Consider the following 18,942-nt stretch of genomic DNA (forward strand, 5'->3'; position numbering starts at 1 on the left):
CCCCGCCCCGGGGGGGGGGGGTGACTGGGCTTGGGGCGCGGGGGGGGGTTGCAACAACCCCACCGCTCCCTCCGGTGTCGGGGGGGGGGGGGGGGGCCCCCCCCCCCCCCCCACCCCACCCGGAACGGAGCGCCGATGACCGAACACGGCCCCCACCACGGCAAGGTCGCCGTCGTGACCGGCGGCGCGGGCGGCATCGGCGCCGCCTGCGCCGAACGCCTCGCCCGCGGCGGCGCGCACGTCGTCGTCGCCGACATCGACACCGAGCGCGGCAGCGCCGTCGCCGCCCGGATCGGCGGTGAGTTCGTCGCCGCCGACGTCACCCGGCTCGCCGACAACACCGCGCTGTTCGACACGGCCGTGGCCCGGTTCGGCCGGCTCGACGTCGTGCACCTCAACGCCGGGATCATCGGCGGCACCACCCCCGGCGACGGCTTCGACCTCGACCGCTACCGCCACATCGTCGCCACCAATCTGGACTCGGTGGTCTTCGGCGTCCAGGCGGCCCTGCCGCACCTGCGCGCCACCGCCGGCGCGGTCGTCGTGACGGCCAGCGCCGCCGCGCTGCGGCCCTCGATCGAGGTGCTCTACTCCGCGACCAAGAGCGCCGTGATCGGCCTGGTCCGCTCGCTGGCCCCGGTGCTCGCCGCGGACGGAGTCACCGTCAACGCGCTGTGCCCCGGCCTGGTCGACACCCCGATGATCGCCGCCCGCCAGGAGGCGATCCGCGCCGCGGGCGTGCCCGTCGCCGATCCCGCGCTGGTCGCCGACGCGCTGGAGGCCGTGCTGGCCGGCCGCGGCACCGGCGAGGCGTGGCTGGTCATGGCCGACCGCGACGTCGCCCCGTTCCCGTTCCCCGACCTGCCCGTGCCGGGCGCGCACCGGTTGCGCTACCGCGACGGCGTCCTGGTCACCGACCACAGCTAGGAGAGACCATGCCGACCAGCCGTGCCGCCGTGCTGCGCGCCAAAGGCGGACCTTTCGCGATCGAGGACGTCCGAATCGAAGAGCCCCGGCCCACCGAGGTGCTCGTCCGGGTCGTGGCCACCGGGCTGTGCCATACCGACCTGCTGGCCCGCGACCAGGTCATGCCGCCCGGTCCGCCCGCGGTGCTCGGCCACGAGGGCAGCGGCGTGGTCGAGGCCGTCGGCGCGGGCGTGCGCTCGGTGGCGGTCGGCGACCCGGTCGTGCTCGCCCCGGCGAGCTGCGGGCGCTGCGTGAACTGCCTCGGCGCGCACCCCATGCAGTGCCGGACTTTCCTCGGCCTCAACCTGCGCGGACGCCGCCCCGACGGCAGCACCGCCTACCGCGGCGCGGACGGCACGGAGCTGGGCGGCCACTTCTTCGGACAGTCCTCGTTCAGCGGGCTGGTCGTCGCCGACGAGCGTTGCGTCGTGCGGGTGCGCCCGGACGCGCCGCTGGAGCTGCTCGGGCCGCTCGGCTGCGGTTTGCAGACCGGTGCGGGAGCTGTGTTCAACGTGCTGAAACCGCGGCCGGCGGGCAGCATCGCCGTCTTCGGCGCGGGCGCGGTCGGCCTGGCCGCGGTGATGGCGGCGGCCGTCGCGGGATGCCGGGACATCGTCGTCGTCGACCTGCACCCCGGGCGGCTCGCGCTGGCCGCCGAGCTCGGCGCGACCGCCGGTTTCGACGCCGCGGACGACGACCTCGTCAAGCAGATCACCGAGGCCACCGGCGGCGGGGTGGACCACGCCGTGGACGCGGTGGGGCTGCCGCAGACGGTGCGTAACGCCGTCGACGTGCTCCACGTCGGTGGCAGCGCCGCGGTCGTCGGCTCGGCGGGCACCGGGCGGGAGGTGTCGCTGGACATCTCGCGGCTGTTCGGCCGCACGGTCACCGGTGTCGTGGAGGGCGACAGCGTGCCCGGCATCCTCATCCCGCAGCTGGTCGACCTGTTCCTGGCGGGCCGGTTCCCGCTCGACAAGCTGATCACCCGGTACGGCCTCGCGCAGGTCAACGAGGCCGCTGCCGACGCCGCGGCGGGACGGGTGGTCAAGCCGGTGCTCACGCACTGAGCCCGAAATTCGCCGTCCACAGCGTGTCCGGCACCGGGTGCCCTGCCCCGGTGCCGTAAAAATGCTGTCAAGAGCGCTGAAGAGGTGCGACACCACCCCGCAAACTCCGAAGTTAACTTGAATCGGTCCAGATTATGGCAATATTGAGCAGATGACGGGCTTCGAGGCGCAGCTGCGGGCGGTCGGCCTGCGGGTGACCAAGCCCCGGCTGGCCGTGCTCGCCGTGCTCGGCGAGCATCCGCACGTCGACACCGAGACGGTGATCGCCCTGGTGCGCGCCGAGCATCCCGCGGTCTCCCACCAGACCGTGTACGACGTCCTTCGCGCGCTCACCGAAGCCGGCCTGGTGCGGCGCATCCAGCCGGCCGGCGCGGTCGCCCGCTACGAGTCCCGCGTGGGCGACAACCACCACCACGTCGTGTGCCGCTGCTGCGGCGTCATCGCCGACGTCGACTGCGCGGTCGGCGAAGCCCCCTGTCTCACCGCGTCGGACGACCACGGCTTCGTGGTCGACGAGGCGGAGGTCGTCTACTGGGGCGTCTGCCCCGGCTGCGCGACCGAACGTTTTTCCCAGTGATCGGCCAGTTCGGAGGAAGCAGATGAGCGACACCCAGGACAACATGCCCGCCAGCGCGCAGGGCGTGGAGGAGAAGACGGCGGCCGGCTGCCCGGTCGCGCACGACTCGGTGACCGCGCACGGCAGCGAGAGCGAGAACCCGGCGATCCCGTCGCCGACCCCGAAGACCGGGGGGCGCCCGCGCACCAACCGCGACTGGTGGCCCAACCAGCTCGACCTGTCGGTGCTGCACGCCCACTCGGCCAAGGGCAACCCGCTGGACGAGGACTTCAGCTACGCCGCGGCGTTCGGCAAACTCGACGTCGAGGCGCTCAAGCGCGACATCACCGAGGTCCTCACCACCTCGCAGGACTGGTGGCCGGCCGACTTCGGCCACTACGGCGGCCTGATGATCCGGTTGAGCTGGCACGCCGCCGGCACATACCGCATCCACGACGGGCGCGGCGGCGCGGGCGACGGCGGGCAGCGGTTCGCCCCGCTCAACAGCTGGCCGGACAACGCCAACCTGGACAAGGCCCGGCGGCTGCTGTGGCCGGTCAAGCAGAAGTACGGCCAGCAGGTCTCCTGGGCCGACCTGCTCGTGCTCGCGGGCAACGTGGCGCTGGAGTCGATGGGCTTCAAGACCTTCGGCTTCGGCTTCGGCCGCGAGGACGTCTGGGAGCCCGAGGAGATCTTCTGGGGCCCGGAGGACGCCTGGCTCGGCGACGAGCGCTACGTCTCCGAGAAGGAGATGGCCGCGGGCGTCGGCGCGACCGAGATGGGCCTCATCTACGTCAACCCCGAGGGACCCAACGGCAACGCGAACCCGGCCGCGGCGGCGCACTTCATCCGCGAGACCTTCGCCCGCATGGCGATGAACGACGAGGAGACCGTCGCGCTCATCGCCGGCGGCCACACCTTCGGCAAGACCCACGGCGCGGCCCCCGCCGGCGACCACATCGGCCCGGAGCCGGAGGGCGCGCCGCTGGAGGCGCAGGGCCTGGGCTGGCTGAGCAGCAACGGCAGCGGCAAGGGCCCCGACACGATCACCAGCGGTCTCGAAGTGACCTGGACCGACCGTCCGACGCAGTGGAGCAACCGCTTCTTCGAGATCCTGTTCGGCAACGAGTGGGAGCTGACCACCAGCCCCGGCGGCGCGAAGCAGTGGGTCGCCAAGGACGGCGAGGCGATCATTCCCGACGCGTACGACGCGTCGAAGAAGCACAAGCCGACGATGCTCACCACCGACCTGTCGCTGCGCGTCGACCCGGCGTACGAGAAGATCTCGCGGCGGTTCCTGGCCAACCCCGACGAGTTCGCGCTCGCCTTCGCCAAGGCCTGGTACAAGCTACTGCACCGCGACATGGGCCCGGTCAGCCGCTACCTCGGCCCCTGGGTCCCCGAGGCGCAGATCTGGCAGGACCCGGTCCCGGCCGTCGACCACCAGCTCGTCGGTGACGCCGACATCGCCGCGCTCAAGGCGAAGGTCCTGGAGTCCGGGCTGACCGTCGAGCAGCTGGTCTCCACCGCCTGGGCCGCGGCCGCGAGCTTCCGGTACACCGACCGGCGCGGCGGCGCGAACGGCGCCCGGCTGCGCCTGGAGCCGCAGCGCAGCTGGGACGTGAACCAGCCCGCGCAGCTCGCCACGGTCCTGCAGACCCTGGAGGGCATCCAGCGCGACTTCAACGCCGCCGGTGGCGCGAAGATCTCGCTCGCCGACCTGATCGTGCTGGCCGGCTCGGCGGCGGTGGAGACGGCGGCGCGCGACGGCGGGTTCACGGTGACGGTGCCGTTCCGCCCGGGTCGCACCGACGCCACTCAGGAGCAGACCGACGTCGAGTCGTTCAGCGTCCTGGAGCCGCAGGCCGACGGGTTCCGCAACTACCTGCGGCCTGGCGAGAAGCAAATGCCGGAGGTGCTGCTCGTCGACCGCGCGTACATGCTCAACCTGACCGCGCCCGAGATGACCGTCCTGGTCGGCGGCCTGCGCTCACTCGGGGCCAACGCCGGTGGCGCCAAGCACGGCGTGTTCACCGACCGGCCCGGCGTGCTCAGCAACGACTTCTTCGTCAACCTGCTCTCCCCCGGCACCCGGTGGAAGGCGGCGGAGACCGGCGAGCACGTGTACGAGGTGCGTGACGTGTCCACCGACCAGGTCAAGTGGACCGCCACCGCGGTCGACCTCATCTTCGGCTCGAACTCGCAGCTGCGGGCGGTCGCCGAGGTGTACGCGAGCCAGGACGCCCGGGAGAAGTTCGCGCGCGACTTCGTCGCGGCCTGGACCAAGGTAATGGAACTGGACCGGTTCGACCTGAACTGATCCTGTCCGTACCGGCGAGGCCCGGCCGATCCGTGGTGATCGGCCGGGCCCGTCAGCGAGCCATGGGCTCCGCTTTGGCCGTCATGTAGTCGAGCCGCGCCAGCAGGTGCCGGGCGACCTGCTCACCGGTGGTCCATTCGAACGCCGGATCAGGTCGGCCTTCGGCGCGCATAGCCTCGTTCATCAGCCGCCACTGCTCAGCGGTCGACACGGTGGCCTCGCCGTGGGTGGTCATGCCCGCCTCGCTCATCGCCTTGACGCGCAGCCCGAACGAGTCCGGGTAGGACACGGCCGGGTGGGTCATGGCCAGCACCGGTATCCGGTTCCACACCAGGTCGCAGGTGACGGTGCCGTTGGCGTTGGTCACCACGAGGTCCGCCGCGGCGTAGTACTTCTCCGGTTCGGCCGTGAACCCCGCCCAGACGACGTCGGCGGCCCGGTCGGCAGGCACCTCGCCGAACGGCTCGGCCAGCACGAACAGCCGATGTCCCGGTGGCGCGTGCTCCAGCCAGGCGCGTACGGTCAGCTCGGCTATCGCCGCGTTGTCGACCATCCGGGTCATGCCCCCGATGGTGAGCACCACGATCGTCTCGGACTCGGCCGCGCCGAGGTCGGCACGCGCCTGCTCGCGGCTGACGACGAAGTCCGCCACCACCGGGCCGAGCGCCTGGATCGGCCTGGTGACGCCGAACGGGCCGGGGTGCGCGACGGAGAAGTCCAGCAGCAGGATCTCCCCGGCCTGGTCCAGGATCGGATCGGACTCCGGCGCGCCCAGCTCGGAGTAGAACCAGTCGGTCAGCAGGATCGCGCGCCGCCGCCACTTCTTGACGCAAAACACCAGCGACCACACCACCTCGTCGGCGACGACCAGGTCGAACGGGTCGTGCTCGCCCATCAGCTCCCACACCCGGGCGCCGGCCGCCGGGGTCATGTCCTCATGGTCGCCGATCCCCATGTCGATACACGACTCGCCGTAGAGGTCCAGGTAGACCGCGGCGCTGCCGGAGGCCATCACCTGGATCGCGACGTCGGGCCGCTGGGCGCGCATGGCCCTGATGATGCGCAGGTCCCGGGCGGCGTGGCCGAAGCCGTGGCCGCGGGCCAGGAACAGCACTCGCGGGGCGGAGCTCACGCGGTTTCCCCCTGGAGCCGGTGGCGCAGCAGTTCGGCGGTGCCCAGCGCGGCGGTGAACGGCGGCGGCCCGTACGCGTCGTCGCGGCCGGTGGTGAAGCTGCGCACCGGCACGGGCGGCAGCACGGTGACCGTGGGCCGCTGCGCCAGTGCGGCCACGTGCGCGGCGGTGACCGGGCTGTCCCAGCCGCCGGGCGGCAGCGCCGGGGCCACCACGACGGGAGCGGTGCTGCACTGGATCGCGAGCAGGCTCGGCGAGTCGGCCAGGCCCACCGCCAGCCGCGCGAGGTAGTTCAGGCTCGCCGGATACACCAGGACGGCCTGCGCCCACTGCTGCCAGGTCACGTGCACGGCCTCGGCGGCCGGGCCGGCCCACTCGTCGACCGCGGCGGCCCGGCCGGTGATCGCGCCGGCCGCGGTCGGGGTGAGGAACTGCAGCGCCGAACGGGTCAGCACGACCTGCGTCTCCAGCTGCGGGTAGGCCAGCCGCAGCCAGGCGAGGTCGCGGGGCAGGAAGGCGGCGTGCAGCGAGCCGGTGGCGACCACCAGCAGCCGCCGGAAACCCAGCGGTGGCAGCCGTGGCTCGGCGGAGGGGGTCGAGTCGTCCATTCACACATCCTCTCCGGGAAGGGATCCGATGACGATCTCGGCCACCGCGGACACCTCGGCGGGATCGAGGCCGGTCGCCTCGGCGAAGTCGGCGGCGTCGCCGCTGCCGACGGCGCACGCGCCGAGGCCCATCGCCGTGGCGGCCAGGTACACCGACTGCAGTGCCACGCCCGCGTTGCGCAGCGTCAGTGAGTACGCCAGGTCGCCGTATTTGCGGGTGGTCCGGTCGCCGCGGGCCGCGAGGCTGATCAGCACCTGCGGCACCGACACCCGGTTGAGGGCCAGGTAGGCGGCGTTGATCAGCCGGACCAGCGGCACGGTGTCGCGGTTGACGACGGCGAGCGCATGCCGGTCCGGCCGGTAGCGGTAGACGCCGGGGGCCAGGCCCTGGCAGGCGCGGACCGTGAGGTAGTAGTCGAGTTCGTGCATCGCCCCCGCCGAGGGGGTCGGCCGCAGCGTGAAGGAGTAGGACCGGTCGTCGGCGGGGTCGGCGGGCAGCCGCTGCTGAATCCGGGCCACCCGGTGCAGCAGCTCGCTCAGCTGCGGCAGGGTGAGCGGCGTGCCGCCGAACCGGCGTACCGAGCGGCGGGTCTCCATGACCTCGGCCAGCGTCGGGTCGCTGTGGCGCAGCGCCGCCAGGTCGGGCACGGGAAGCGCGATGTCGGTCTCGGCGGCGGGCTCGGCGGGCGGTTCGTCCAGCGCGCCCGGCGTGGCGGTGCGCAGTTCGACCAGGCCGTTCCTGCTGCGGGTATGGGTCCACACCGCGTGCGGTGCACGTCCGGTCTCCGGGCCGGGCGCGGTCACCAGGCCGACCGCGGCCAGCAGCCGCAGCAACCGCTCGCCGCCCGGGGCGAGCCCGGCGGCCGCCGCCGCGACGGTCGGCGCGCACAGGCCCGCCACCACCGCCGCGAGCTCGGGGCGATGCAGCTCGACGGCGGTCCCGTCGTGGGCCGACTCGACGACGGCCCGGCCGTCGAGCCGCCGCAGCAGCGCGTACGGCGACAGCTGAATGGCCTGCTCCAGCGTCGTATCGGCATCGGGTCGCACCACGGCGAGCCGGGAGCGGAACCGGGCGGTGGCCACGTCGCCGTGCTCGTCGGCGCAGCCCAGGGTGATGACTCCGGTGACGAGCAGCCGGCGGACCAGCGCGTCGAGCCGTCCCGCGCCGAGCGGCACCTGTTCGCGCAGGTGCTGCCAGGGCGTCGGGCGGTGCAGCGCTGCGAGGACGGCGGCCACCGACCCGTCCGCGTCGTGCAGGGCCACCGGATCGCGGTCCGGGCCCGTGATCAGCAGGTCGGCGGACGGGGTGGTGGTGACGGTCAGCTCGCCGCCGCGGCGCAGCGTGATCATCGCCGGGCGTGGCGGTATCCGGCCCGGACGGCGTCGAGCATGAGTTCGCCCAGGGGCTGTTCGAGGCCGTCGAGCACGTCGCGGGTGGCGACCGGGTGCAGGTGCGCCTGCGGCAGGGTGGTGAACGCGCGCCGCACCACCGGGTCCGCCAGCAGGTCCGCCAGGGCAGCCTCGTCGGCGACCGGGAACCGGCTGTGCAGGGGTGTGCCGTCGGGCTGGTAGAGCCGGACGGACGGCAGGGTCAGGCTGACGCCGATCGCGAACGGCGTCAGCCACAGCCGGTCCAGCAGTTCGTCGGCGAGCTGCGGATGCTGCCGCCGCCACCGGTCGGTGTGGGCGCGGGCCAGTGCCGTGACCGCCGCCGGGTCGAGCCCGGTGTCGGCGAGCCACTGCTCGGCGGACCGGATCGACCAGGGCATTCCCCCGTCCTCCAGCGGCTTGCGCAGCGCGAGGTACGGCCGGGAGCCGAAGTCGGGCATCTGGTAGTGCGCGAACGTCGGCAGCAGGTCGGCCACGCCCAGCAGCGCGTCCGGGCGGGGCGGCACGTCGTCGGCGAAGCAGGCCGAGCGGCGCGGGCCCTGGTGGAGGTTGCCGGTGAGGCTGTCCGGGGAGTCGTGGTCGATGAGGTTCGGGATGCGGCAGATGGCGGCGACGTGCCGCTCGCGGAGGTAGTTCATCAGCGCGACGTCGTCGGTCGGGGTCCACTCGCGCTGGTTGCGGGTGGCGGCCTCGCCGAACTCGCGGGCGATCCGGGCGGGCAGGACCAGGGCGACGCTCGGCACGTACTCGTCGACCACCCCGGCCCAGGTCCCGCCCGCGAGGGCGGCCATGCGCAGGTGATGGGCGGTCATCGAGGTCCACTCGGTGAACAGCGCCAGGGCGGCGTCCGGGTGCTGCGCGATCGCGGCGTGCACGGCGTCGGCGAAGCCCCGGCACGGCACGGCGTCGTCCTGCAGCACCAGGTGGTGGGTGGCGTGTTCGGGTACGAACGACCAGGCCACGGCGGCGGTGCGCAGCGACGACGGCGGCCCGTGCGGGTCCGGGTCGACGACGATGTCGGGTTTGAGTTCGGGCAGGCCGTCGGCGAGCCTCTCGGCGAGGGCGAGCCGGCTCGGATGCGCCATGATCACGGTGGACAGTTGGTATTCGGTCATGGTGCTTCCTTGCCGGTGACGGTGGTCAGATGGGTCGTCGCGGTGTCCAGTGGCCAGGCGATGGTCTCGTCGTCGCAGGTCACGTGGTGCAGGCTGCCGCCGAGCAGAGCGGCCAGGTGCGCCGACACGACTCCGGCGGCGACGGCGAGTGCCCGGTAGTCGGCGGGCGAGGCGGTGGCGGGGCCGCCGAGCAGCACGGCCACGTCGGCGTCGAGGTGCCCCACCGGCGGCGGTTGCGCGTGGACCTGGTGCAGAAGTCCGTCGACGTCCACGCGGTAGGTGCCGGTCGCCGCGCCGGCCGGGCCGAGGATGGCGACGCAGGCCGTCAGCGGCTCGGGTGACTGTGCCAGCGATCGGAGCACAGCGGCCCCGATGCCGTCGTCCGTTGCCGGTGACGCGGTCAGGGGTCGAACCGCCGCAGGCCCGATGCCGGGACGGCGCGGTCCGGTGAAGTCCAGGCGCAGTGCGGCACCCAGGGTGGTGTCCTTGGGCTGGATGGGCATCAGGGCCGCTCCGGGTAGAGTCCGACGACGGCCGCGAGGTGTTCGCCGCCGTCGTGCAGTTCCAGCAGATCGGCCAAGGCCGGATCGACGGTGTCGGCGAGCACGGTGTGGTGTGCGGCGGCGACGGCCGCGATCGCCCGGCCGGCCGCCAGGAACGCCCGGCGCAGACCCTGCTCGGCGTATGCCGAGGTCAGCCGCGCGGTGGCGGAGACGAACACGAGCACGGCGGCCGGGTCGTCGGGCAGTCCAGCGATCGGCGGGGCGGCGCTGAGATCGCCACGGGTCGCGATGAGCGATTGCGTGGACGGCGACCAGCGGTAGACCGGGTGCGGCAGGCCGTCCACGCCGAGCAGGTAGGTGTCGGCGTACGGCCGGGCCGTTGCCGACGGCAGCAGGGTCCGCAGCCAGGGCGGCGCGTCGCTCAACGGGATCCGGGGCGAGGACGCCAGGTCGGTGTCGGCAGTGGCGGGAATCGCCAGGTCACCGGTGACCTGCCAGGACACCCTCCGATTGAGCCACTCCAGCTTTCCGAGCACGCTGTCGCCCGCCATGGCGCAGGTCCCGCATGCGGCCGACGGGGTGACTTCGTGGACGCTGCGGCGCAGGTCGATCGTGTCGATGCGGTGCAGGCGGCGGCCGGTGACCGGATCGGCGAGCCGGGTCAGCAGGCCGGCGGCCTCGGCCACGGCCAGCCCGCACAGCAACTGTGCCGCCGCCTGCCCGAAGCCGGGAGCCCCGGTGGCCCTGCCGTCGGTGAGGAAGCAGTCCGGGCAGGCGGTGTCCGCGCCGGTGAACAGCGGTCCGAGTTCGACGGTGCGATCGTCGCCGCCGACACGCAACACGGGCACACCGGTCGCCACGACGGAGGCGAGCTGGTCGTCGGTGGCGATGGCCAGTGCCGCGGCCCGGAACGGGTCGGCGGCACGGGGTTCGCGCACGGTCCCGGTGCCGACGCCCGGTAACGCTGCGGGGATGCCGACGCGGCTCGGGCTGGCGCCCAGAACGGCCAGGTCCGTAGTGACAGTGCCGATGCCGGACAGGGCCAGGTCCGTGCTGAGCAGCTCGCCCAGCGGACCGGCCACGGCGACGACGACCGTGGCCTCGGCCAGCCGTTCGCGCAGCGTCGCCGGCCGGTCGTGGCTTACGGAGGCGGCCAGGGCGCGGGACCGGAACGCCTCGGCGGCGTCGCCGGGTTCGGCGGGTCCATCGTGGAGCAGCCCGCTGCGGTGCACCAGCGCCACGGCCTGCGCGACCTGCGCGACGGATGCCTCGGCTGCCTCGGCCACCGCAGCCAGGTCGGTGCGGCCGTCCAGCAGCGGCAGCAGCCGTGGCAGCAGGTCGCGGGCGGCGGCTCCGGTGAACAGCCGCCGACTCGGGCCGCCGTCGATCAGCAGCCCGTCGGCGGTGTGCACGACGGCCAGTCCGGCCGCCAGCGCAGGACGCCCGAGGCGGCTCACGCGAGCGCTCCTTCGGCCAGCCGGTTCACGGTCTCGGCGAGGGTCGCGGCCAGCCGGGGGTCGCCCCAGGTGTCGGCGGTGCCGCAGCGCGGGCAGCCGTGCCTGGCGATGACGTCCACCCGGCTCACCAGCATGGTGGACAGGTCGACCATGCTGGTCATGCCCGGCTGCGGGTGCTGCAGCATGAGCTGCACCAGCGCTTCGGCGATGCGCAGGTGGTGCGGCAGGTGGCCGTACACGCCGAGTCCGTCGTCGGCACGGTATGCGGCCAGCAGCGCGGCACGGTGCCGCGCCTTCGGGTCGTGCTGCTCGCGGCGGAAGCCGTAGCAGTCGTAGCAGGGACCGCCGGGGGCCACCCAGGGGCCGACGATCAGCCACGGGTGTTCCATCACGACCGGCAGCCAGCCGATCCCGGCCCGGAACGCGAGTTCGTCGAACCGCCGGGCCAGGTCCGGTTCGGGCCGCCACGACACCAGCACCATCGCCCGCGCACCGCCCGGTTCGGGCCGGTCGGCGTCCAGTGCCGTCGCACCGGCGGCCAGCAGGCGGGCCTGCACGGCGTGGCCGAACTCCCCCACGGCGGTGACCGCCGTCTCGGTCAGGCGAACGGTTGCGGCCACGGGTTCTGCTCCTGTTCGGGGGAGGCGGGCACGCCCATCGCCGCGGGCGCCTGGGTCAGTCGCGGGTGGGCGCGGAACTGCGCCAGCGGGGCCAGGGACATCGGCTGCAGCTGCGGCACCACCACGGTCAGCGCGACCAGGCCGACGCGGCGCAGCTCGGCCGAGGTCCGGTCGACGCACACCGCCTGTGCGCCGATCCGGCGCAACCGCTCCAGCACCACCGCGAGCGCCTCGGCCGGATCGGCCGGCAGTTCCCGGCAGTCGTCCGAGGTGGGGCGTCGGGCGAGGTCCTCGGTGAGAAAGGCGAAGGCGTCGGCCCGCTGCGCCACGGCCATGTACCGGGCGCCGTCCATGATGTCGGTGAACCGGGTGTCGCCGTGCACCGGCGCGGTGCCGTGCGGGAACAGCTGCCGGATGTTGGCGATCTCGATGAGGGCCTTCTCCGCCGCGTCGGCCAGGGTGCGGCCGGTCGCCGCGCCGACCAGGTTCGCGGCCTGCGCGTCGTGGGGTGCCCGCTGCAGCGCGTACACCGTCGGGATGCCCAGGTCGGTGGTGGCGTTGAACAGCACGTTGTCCAGGAAGCGGCGGCGGCCGTGGTCGAGCAGGTAGCGCACGTCCGGGCTGAACCCGGCGGGGCCGAGCAGCGGCAGCCGCAGCCGCCGCAGCCAGGTCAGCGCGATGGCGTCGCGTTCGATGACCTCCATCAGCCCGCCGAGCAGCGCGCGCCGCGGTTCGACGTGCACGGCGTGCCCGGTGGAGATCTGGAACACGAAGCGCTCGGCGGGTTCGGGGTGCAGTCCGTAGCAGGCCATGACGGCGGGCACCCAGGTCGGTTCGCCGGACATCAGGTCGGTGCCGCGCATCCAGCGGATCTCCGCGGCGGGATCGGCCGGGACGACGGGGCAGCCGGGGTGTGCGTACTCGGCGTCGGAGCAGCGGGGCAGCGAGGCCAGGTCGAGGACAGCGCCGGGCAGGTCCGCGGCGGTGGCCCGCACGGTGTCGGCTTCGGGGTAACTGCCCACGTAGCGCTCGGCGGCTTCGGCGATCGCGACGGTGGTGGCGAGACCGGCGTCGAAGCCGCGGCCGGTGCCCAGCTGGGGGTTGCCGTCGTGGTGGCCGGTGTGCGAGTCGCCGCCGGCGGCGACCACGTGGCTGAGCCGGTCGAGGCCGCGGTCCGGCAGCAGTGGCCGCAGTCCGCTGACCACACCCAGCGGACTGACCAGACTGGCGAGATCTGCGCTCATTGACATTCCCGAAACAGAGTCCGCAGGAGGCGCGACGGTGGCGCGGCTGGGCCGGCCACCGTCGCGGGTTCGTTTCCGAGGTTCAGCAACCGCAGCCGCAGGCGCACCCGCAACCGCAACCGGTGACGGGGGCGAGCTCCGGGTCCTGCGGGGTCAGCTCGCCGGCGTTGCGCATGATCTCGGTGACGAGCATGTCCCAGTCGCCGGTGGAGACGTCCTGGACGTCCAGGTCGAGGTGGTTCATTCTTCCTCCAAACCAGATCTGTTAACAAACCTTGCTGAGAAGGTAGCAGCCACTCTCCAGCAACGGAAGACTCAAATAGATCATTACCGTCCGTGATCACGGACTCCGATGAGGACGCATACTCCCTGGTAGCGGCCCAGCCGCGACGGGCGCGGGAGTGACTGAGGGGACGGCCACCCCTCAGGACCGTCCCCTCAGCAGAGCGCGAACCGGCCCGCTACGGGCTCGTTCAGCACCACGAAGACACCATAACGGGAAATCAGCGCAAAGCACGTCATCCGTGCGTGTCGGCTAGGAATTTTTCGGCGTCGCGGCCAGCAGCGCGCCGAGTCCGGAGGCCTGGGTGCGCCAGTCGCGGGCGTTCGGCGTCCCGCCGGCCCAGCGCTGCCCGATCCGATGGAGGCTGTCGCGGTCGTACTGCCAGATCGCGTCGGCCTGCCGCTGCGCGTAGGTGCGGTACGCGGCCACGCCCGAGGCGTCGGCCAGGTCCATCAGATACCGCATGAAGATGCCCTTGAACTGCTTCTGGTTGTCGTCGCAGCTGTTGGCCGGGTCGCACGACTCGGTGAGGATGCCCGAGCGCGTCAGCACCGCCGAGTTCATCGCCGCGTCGGCCAGCTGCCGCGCCGAGGCCAGCAGCGACGCGTTGCCGGTGGCCCGCCACAGCTCGACCGCCGCGCCGATCGCCAACCCCTGGTTGTACGTCCACACGGTCTGCCCGTTGTTCGCGCAGCCGCCGGTGATCCCGTCGTTGACCAGCCCCGAGCCGTTGATCATGCCGCTCGCGGCGAACCAGTTCCAGCCCGCGGTGGCCCGGCCCAGCCACAGCGTGTCGCCGGGAATCCGGTTGTGCAGCGCCGCGGTGAGCCGGACGTACAGCCCGATGGTGACCGCGTTCTTGTATGTGCGCTCGCGGTTCCACCAGACCCCGCCGCCGCAGACGCCGTCCCAGTACGAGTGCATGTAGTTCGCGATCGTCACGGCCATGTTCAGGAACTTGGCGTCGCGGGTGACGTCGTACGTCTGCACCCAGGCCAGCGCCCACCAGCCGGTGTCGTCGATGGCGCGGCTGATGAAGTTGCCCTCGATCGGGTCGGTGCTCTTCTGCCCGGCCGGCATCACGCCCTTGTTCAGCTCGAACGTCCGGTCGATCAGCCAGCGGTAGTCGGTGCGGCCGGTGCGCCCCGACCAGTCCCCCAGCGCGGTGACCGCGACCGCCGAGTTCCACCAGCTCGACGGCCACCACGCGGTGTCGGTGCGATAGGCGTACACCAGCGCGTCCGCGGCGGCGGCCGGTCGGTCGGCGGCGGGCCGGGCCCAGGCGGTGCAACTGCCGTTCGCGCCGCTGACGGCCCGGCCGCACGCCCGCACCACCCCGCCGTACAGCAGCGAGCGCGGATCGCGGGTGTTGACCATGGTCGTGCGCACCGAGGTCGCACCGGCCGGGACGCCGACCCGCCCCAGCGAAGAGCCGCCCGGCCAGGACGCGCCCTCGTCCCACGAGCGGTCCAGCCACACCTCGTCGCCGGCCGCGCCCGCGCCGAGCGTGGCCCAGGCCAGGCCGCGGTTGTCGATGTGCAGGTCGATGCGGCGGTTGCTGATGGTGGTCCCCGGCACCGGCTGGTTGTCGCCGACGGCCGTGGCCGGGTCCGCTCCGTCGCAGACGGCGTCGCAGACCTTGACGTACACCCAGGCGGTGCAGGTGACCCCGCCCGCGTTGCCGCAGGCCCGGACCATGCCGCGCCGGTGGGCGGCGGGGTCGGCGACGTTGTACATCAGGGTCCGGGTGCCGGTCCAGGTCGACGGGATGCCGGCCTTGCCGAGCAGGCCGTCCCAGGTGGAGCCGTCGGTCCAGCTGCGGTCGAGCCAGACGGAGTCGCCCACGACGCCGTTGTCGATGCTGCCCCAGGCCATCCGGTCGGCGTCGGAGACGTGCAGGACCAGCCGCCGCCCGTTGAGGTTGACCTCGGGCACGGGGAAGGTCTCCTGGCGGGCCAGGGACGGATCGCGGGTGTCGCAGTACAGCGCGCACACCGCCGGGGCCGCGGCCGCCGGGGTGGCGACCAGCGCGCCCGCCGCGCCGACGAGCAGCACCGTCATGAGGACTGTCAGCTCGCGCATCGGTTCCACCTCGCTCCGGCCGACCGGAAAGCACAACGGACGACAACCCGCCACATCCATCGATATCTCTGGATCGAAGTTAACAAACTTAACCGTTGACTGTCCACGATGTGCGCATGCCACCCGAGGCCCGCGCAACCTGCCCGGGGGCCGAAACGTCTCACACACCGACGACCGAACCCGGAGGCGACCATGCACGCAGGACATCCCGACCCCGCCACCGCCACCCGGCGCGCGCTGCTGCTGGGGCTGGCCGCGGCCGCCGCGCTGCCGCTCGTCGGCTGCGCCGGCGAGGACGGCGGGCCGGAGCTGGTCACCGCCGCGGACGTGGACCGGGTCGTGCCGCCAGCCGACGCCCCGGTCGCCGCCTCCGTGGACGGTGTCGCCGACTTCGGCCACCGCTTGCTGCAGGCCGCCGCCGAGCCCGGGGCCAACTTCGTCGCCTCACCGTTGAGCATCGCGCTCGCGTTCGCGATGGTGCGCGTCGGCGCGGGCAGCACGACCGCCAAGGAACTCGACACCGCGTTCGGCTTCCCGGCCCAGGGCCGCGACGAGGCGTACAACGCCATCAGCGCACAGCTCGCCACCGTCGACATCCCACCGAAGCCGAACGGCGGCCCGCGCGACGGGAGCGACAAACGCAATCCACCTGTGGTGAGCATCGGCAACGCCCTGTTCCCCCAGCAGGGCTTCACCGTCGGCGAAGCCTTCCTGCGCACGCTGGCCGAGCAGTACGCGGCGGGTGTCCGCCCGGTCGACTTCGGCGGCGATGCGGCCGGCCAGATCAACGCGTGGGTCAACCGCCAGACCGCGGGCCGGATCGCGAAGGTGTTCGACAGCCTGCCCGCGGACACGAAGCTGGTGCTGGCCAACACCGTCTACTTCAAGGCGGACTGGCGAAGCTACTTCATCGAGATCGCCGACGCCGCGTTCACCAAGGCCGACGGCACGGTCATCCAGACTCCGACGATGCGCAACGGCCTGCGCATCCGCTACGCCGAGACCGCCGGCATCGCCGCGATCGAACTGCCCTACGCCGAGGGCCCGTATGCAATGTGGCTGATGCTCCCGCCGCCCGGCGGCAAGTCGGAGGACGCGCTGTCGCACCGGGTGCTGGCCCGGCTGCGCGACTCGTTCACCGAACTGCAGGTCGACGTCGCCGTCCCGAAGTGGGACTTCGACTTCTCGATCGACCTAATTCCGACGCTCACCAAGCTCGGCGTGACCGCCGCGTTCGGCGCCGGAGCCGACTTCGACGGCATCGCACCGGGGCTGTTCATCTCCGACGCGGTGCACAAGGCGAACATCACCGTCGACGAGTGGGGGTCCGAGGCCGCCGCCGTCACGGGCCTGGCGTTCGCGATGAGCGGCCCGCCGCCCACGCAGGCGACGTTCATCGCCGACCGGCCGTTCGCGTTCGCCATCGTCGGCGGCGAGGACCACATCCCGCTGTTCATCGGCCGGGTCAGCGACCCGTCGGCCAAGCGATCGAGCTGACCCTCCAACGCGGCCCTGCTTACAGCGTCCGAACCTCGTCGAGGGCGACGCGGCCGCCGACCTCGATCCAGCCGTCGGGCCGCGGGCGTGCCAGGATCTGCGACGCGACACCCTGCCGGATGTCGAGGGCCTTGCCGAGGGTGTGCGCGAGCAGCAGCGCGGCGGCGCCGGTGGCCTCGTCTTCGATGACGGAGTCACCGCGCCGGGGAAAGGCGCGCGCCCGGGTCACACCGCCTGCCTCGTCCTGCCAGGCCCAGGCATACAGGAAGCCGCTGCCCGGCGGCGGCGACGGCAGCCCGTCGACCTCGGCTGCGGATGCGTGCTGTCGCAACTCGCGGTCGGCGGCCCAGTCGGCGCGACCGGCGATCCAGGTGAAGTCACCGTCCTGCCAGGTGGAGACGTCGCCGGCGGGCGGCCGCAGCACGTCGACTCCGGTGCCCAGATGCCGTAGCAGCCAGGATGTCCCGACCAGCGGGTGCCCGGCGAAGGGCAGGCGAACGCTGGGAGTGTAGATGTCGACCACGCCGCGCGCCGGATCGTCGACGAAGACCGTCTCGCTGAAACCGAGCTCTGCGGCGACGGCCAACCGCTGCCGCTCACCGACCACCGTCGCGCCCTGGCTGACGACTCCGAGCGGGTTGCCGCCGCACCCGCCCGGCCCGCAGAACACCCGCAGCACATGAAGGTCGGCCACAATCGCCATCGAACCACAGGCGTGCCGCCCAGACCCGCACCTGCGCAACGTCGAGTCCTGATCGAAGAGGTGACCGCGGGTGCGCGGTCGCCGAGCGCGCTCAGAACCAGTGCAGGCAGTGCGGGGTGCGCTCGGCGCGGAAGAGGTCGTCGGCGAGCGCGGCCACGCCCGGTCGATGGGCCTGGACATGTCCTGCCCGCACGAGCGTGCTCGGCGCGGTGCCACCGAGATAGACCGAGCCCAGGTCGCGTACGTCCAGGGACAGGTCCGGCGTCCGGTCCGTCGGGACGCAGTCGGCCTTGCCGTCCCGGACGGTCAGCAGGTAGCGGCCGTGCTCGCCGAGGAACGGGTCGTCGACGTCGAGGACGAGCTCACCGTCCGTGACCCAGCCGCGCGCGGTCAGCGCCCGCGGGACGTCCAGCAGCCGCACCCAGAGCCAGTCGGTGTCGCTGACGACCTCGACGGCACGGAAGTCCGCGAGCTGCCAGCGCAGCGGGTGCTCGGGCGGGAAGTGCTTGAACACGGCCTTGGTCACCAGGTCGTGTCCGATCGCGAACCGGGCCAGGGCCGTGACGACGGCGTCGTCGGTGGCGATGATCTCGTCGACCGTCAGAACGCCGGCCTCGCCGAGGGCGTAGCTGGCGTACCCGTCCGGCACGCCGTCCGCATCGTGGTGCACGGCGACGTAACGCGGCGTAGCGGCGATCGGGGGCTGCCCCGCGCGCAACGCCCACCAGCGGCTGGGCCGGGACAGCGCGCCGGGCAGCGTGCGGCGGTACCGGTCATAGATCTGTTCCAGGATCTCGGCACAGTCGGCGCTGCGCAGCAGCTCGATGGAGCCGGCCGGCGGGGTGGCGGGGGCGCGGGGCGGGACGAGGGCGGCCTGGTGGCGTTGTACGGTCAGCCGTTTCGTGTAGGTCGCCGGTCCGTAGCCGAAGCGGCCGTAAATCGGGGCTTCGGAGGCCAGCAGCACGGCGAGGAACTCGCCGCGGGCACGCAGGTCGGCGAGCTGGTGGCGCATCATCGCGCTGAGCACGCCCTGGCGTCGGTGTGTGGGCAGGACGCCGACGAAGCTCACCCCGGCGGCCGGGGCGATGTGCCCGCCGGGCAGGGTCAGCTCGAAGGTGTACGCGCCGGCGGTGCCGGCGGGCCGCCCGTCCGCTGTCACGGCGAGCAGGTTGCGGTCCATTTCGAGAGCCGACCACCACAGCCCGCCGCCCTCGGTCGGGGTCTCGGGGAAGCGGCCGAACGCGGCGTGCATGGTGCCGACGAAGACCTCGAGGTCCTGGTCGGTGGTAGGACGGATCTCCATGCGGCCGCTGCCTCCTCGACGTACCGGGACCACGACTCGTGGCGCCGCGCCACAGTGCAGCGTCGGCCCGTGGCCAGGCAAGCGAATTACGGCCGGG

General features: G+C 72.9%; 17 protein-coding genes. 5 read left to right on the forward strand and 12 right to left on the reverse strand.

Translation table 11 applies throughout. The features are described from left to right. The first annotated feature begins 135 nt into the window (after positions 1-135). The 4 genes from AB0B66_RS11350 to katG all read left to right on the forward strand — a co-directional run bounded on the left by AB0B66_RS11350 (position 136) and on the right by katG (position 4,909). On the forward strand, positions 136-927 hold the full coding sequence (locus AB0B66_RS11350) for an SDR family NAD(P)-dependent oxidoreductase (protein WP_360526649.1): 792 nt from the start codon (positions 136-138) through the stop codon (positions 925-927). Positions 928-935: 8 nt separating this feature from the next. Continuing rightward, positions 936-2,033, forward strand: a complete 1,098-nt coding sequence (locus AB0B66_RS11355; RefSeq protein ID WP_360526652.1) for an NAD(P)-dependent alcohol dehydrogenase — start codon at positions 936-938, stop codon at positions 2,031-2,033. A 151-nt stretch (positions 2,034-2,184) separates the two neighbouring features. Continuing rightward, complete coding sequence (locus tag AB0B66_RS11360) at positions 2,185-2,610, forward strand: Fur family transcriptional regulator (RefSeq protein ID WP_360526655.1); 426 nt, start codon at positions 2,185-2,187, stop codon at positions 2,608-2,610. Positions 2,611-2,632: 22 nt separating this feature from the next. Then, on the forward strand, positions 2,633-4,909 hold the full coding sequence (gene katG, locus AB0B66_RS11365; RefSeq protein WP_360526658.1) for a catalase/peroxidase HPI: 2,277 nt from the start codon (positions 2,633-2,635) through the stop codon (positions 4,907-4,909). A 52-nt stretch (positions 4,910-4,961) separates the two neighbouring features. Here the strand turns inward: katG and AB0B66_RS11370 are convergent, their stop codons facing one another. The 10 genes from AB0B66_RS11370 to AB0B66_RS11415 form a co-directional block, all read right to left on the reverse strand. After that, the gene (locus AB0B66_RS11370) at positions 4,962-6,041 is read right to left on the reverse strand and encodes a hypothetical protein (protein ID WP_360526661.1); all 1,080 of its coding nucleotides are present in this window, start codon (positions 6,039-6,041) and stop codon (positions 4,962-4,964) included. Further along, positions 6,038-6,649 (reverse strand): flavoprotein, encoded by a 612-nt coding sequence (locus AB0B66_RS11375; protein WP_360526664.1) that lies wholly within the window; start codon positions 6,647-6,649, stop codon positions 6,038-6,040. The genes AB0B66_RS11370 and AB0B66_RS11375 overlap by 4 nt, the downstream gene beginning before the upstream one ends. Continuing rightward, on the reverse strand, positions 6,650-7,999 hold the full coding sequence (locus AB0B66_RS11380; RefSeq protein ID WP_360526667.1) for a SagB family peptide dehydrogenase: 1,350 nt from the start codon (positions 7,997-7,999) through the stop codon (positions 6,650-6,652). Further along, positions 7,996-9,153: a hypothetical protein gene (locus AB0B66_RS11385; RefSeq protein WP_360526670.1), complete on the reverse strand. Its 1,158-nt coding sequence runs from the start codon at positions 9,151-9,153 to the stop codon at positions 7,996-7,998. The genes AB0B66_RS11380 and AB0B66_RS11385 overlap by 4 nt, the downstream gene beginning before the upstream one ends. Further along, a complete protein-coding gene (locus AB0B66_RS11390) occupies positions 9,150-9,656 on the reverse strand; it encodes a hypothetical protein (protein ID WP_360526673.1) in 507 nt (168 codons plus the stop codon). The genes AB0B66_RS11385 and AB0B66_RS11390 overlap by 4 nt, the downstream gene beginning before the upstream one ends. After that, a complete protein-coding gene (locus tag AB0B66_RS11395; RefSeq protein WP_360526676.1) occupies positions 9,656-11,113 on the reverse strand; it encodes a hypothetical protein in 1,458 nt (485 codons plus the stop codon). Before AB0B66_RS11395 ends, AB0B66_RS11390 begins: the two co-directional genes overlap by 1 nt. Next, positions 11,110-11,733, reverse strand: a complete 624-nt coding sequence (locus AB0B66_RS11400; RefSeq protein ID WP_360526679.1) for a TOMM precursor leader peptide-binding protein — start codon at positions 11,731-11,733, stop codon at positions 11,110-11,112. Before AB0B66_RS11400 ends, AB0B66_RS11395 begins: the two co-directional genes overlap by 4 nt. Further along, positions 11,712-12,977 carry a YcaO-like family protein gene (locus AB0B66_RS11405; protein WP_360526682.1) on the reverse strand — a complete coding sequence of 422 codons (1,266 nt, stop codon included), beginning with the start codon at positions 12,975-12,977 and terminating at the stop codon, positions 11,712-11,714. The genes AB0B66_RS11400 and AB0B66_RS11405 overlap by 22 nt, the downstream gene beginning before the upstream one ends. Positions 12,978-13,059: 82 nt before the next feature. Next, the gene (locus AB0B66_RS11410; RefSeq protein ID WP_203692783.1) at positions 13,060-13,221 is read right to left on the reverse strand and encodes a hypothetical protein; all 162 of its coding nucleotides are present in this window, start codon (positions 13,219-13,221) and stop codon (positions 13,060-13,062) included. A gap of 291 nt (positions 13,222-13,512) precedes the next feature. After that, positions 13,513-15,342, reverse strand: coding sequence for a glycoside hydrolase family 76 protein (locus AB0B66_RS11415; RefSeq protein WP_360526686.1), 1,830 nt, complete (start codon positions 15,340-15,342; stop codon positions 13,513-13,515). Between the two features lie 192 nt (positions 15,343-15,534). Here AB0B66_RS11415 and AB0B66_RS11420 point away from each other — a divergent pair, with 192 nt between their 5' ends. Continuing rightward, a complete protein-coding gene (locus AB0B66_RS11420) occupies positions 15,535-16,839 on the forward strand; it encodes a serpin family protein (protein WP_360526689.1) in 1,305 nt (434 codons plus the stop codon). A gap of 19 nt (positions 16,840-16,858) precedes the next feature. Here AB0B66_RS11420 and AB0B66_RS11425 read toward each other — a convergent pair whose 3' ends face one another. Next, positions 16,859-17,533, reverse strand: a complete 675-nt coding sequence (locus AB0B66_RS11425; RefSeq protein WP_360526692.1) for a PhzF family phenazine biosynthesis protein — start codon at positions 17,531-17,533, stop codon at positions 16,859-16,861. A 100-nt stretch (positions 17,534-17,633) separates the two neighbouring features. Further along, a complete protein-coding gene (locus AB0B66_RS11430) occupies positions 17,634-18,845 on the reverse strand; it encodes a GNAT family N-acetyltransferase (RefSeq protein WP_360526695.1) in 1,212 nt (403 codons plus the stop codon). Positions 18,846-18,942: the final 97 nt, after the last annotated feature.

The organism is Catellatospora sp. NPDC049111 (assembly GCF_040648615.1).
GTDB lineage: Bacteria > Actinomycetota > Actinomycetes > Mycobacteriales > Micromonosporaceae > Catellatospora > Catellatospora aurea.

Bases quoted from the DNA above. Each gene is read 5' to 3' on its own strand.
- AB0B66_RS11350 (WP_360526649.1), top strand. From the start codon at position 136: ATGACCGAACACGGCCCCCACCACGGCAAGGTCGCCGTCGTGACCGGC.
- AB0B66_RS11355 (WP_360526652.1), top strand. From the start codon at position 936: ATGCCGACCAGCCGTGCCGCCGTGCTGCGCGCCAAAGGCGGACCTTTC.
- AB0B66_RS11360 (WP_360526655.1), top strand. From the start codon at position 2,185: ATGACGGGCTTCGAGGCGCAGCTGCGGGCGGTCGGCCTGCGGGTGACC.
- katG (WP_360526658.1), top strand. From the start codon at position 2,633: ATGAGCGACACCCAGGACAACATGCCCGCCAGCGCGCAGGGCGTGGAG.
- AB0B66_RS11375 (WP_360526664.1), bottom strand. From the start codon at position 6,649: ATGGACGACTCGACCCCCTCCGCCGAGCCACGGCTGCCACCGCTGGGT.
- AB0B66_RS11380 (WP_360526667.1), bottom strand. From the start codon at position 7,999: ATGATCACGCTGCGCCGCGGCGGCGAGCTGACCGTCACCACCACCCCG.
- AB0B66_RS11385 (WP_360526670.1), bottom strand. From the start codon at position 9,153: ATGACCGAATACCAACTGTCCACCGTGATCATGGCGCATCCGAGCCGG.
- AB0B66_RS11390 (WP_360526673.1), bottom strand. From the start codon at position 9,656: ATGCCCATCCAGCCCAAGGACACCACCCTGGGTGCCGCACTGCGCCTG.
- AB0B66_RS11405 (WP_360526682.1), bottom strand. From the start codon at position 12,977: ATGAGCGCAGATCTCGCCAGTCTGGTCAGTCCGCTGGGTGTGGTCAGC.
- AB0B66_RS11410 (WP_203692783.1), bottom strand. From the start codon at position 13,221: ATGAACCACCTCGACCTGGACGTCCAGGACGTCTCCACCGGCGACTGG.
- AB0B66_RS11415 (WP_360526686.1), bottom strand. From the start codon at position 15,342: ATGCGCGAGCTGACAGTCCTCATGACGGTGCTGCTCGTCGGCGCGGCG.
- AB0B66_RS11420 (WP_360526689.1), top strand. From the start codon at position 15,535: ATGCACGCAGGACATCCCGACCCCGCCACCGCCACCCGGCGCGCGCTG.
- AB0B66_RS11430 (WP_360526695.1), bottom strand. From the start codon at position 18,845: ATGGAGATCCGTCCTACCACCGACCAGGACCTCGAGGTCTTCGTCGGC.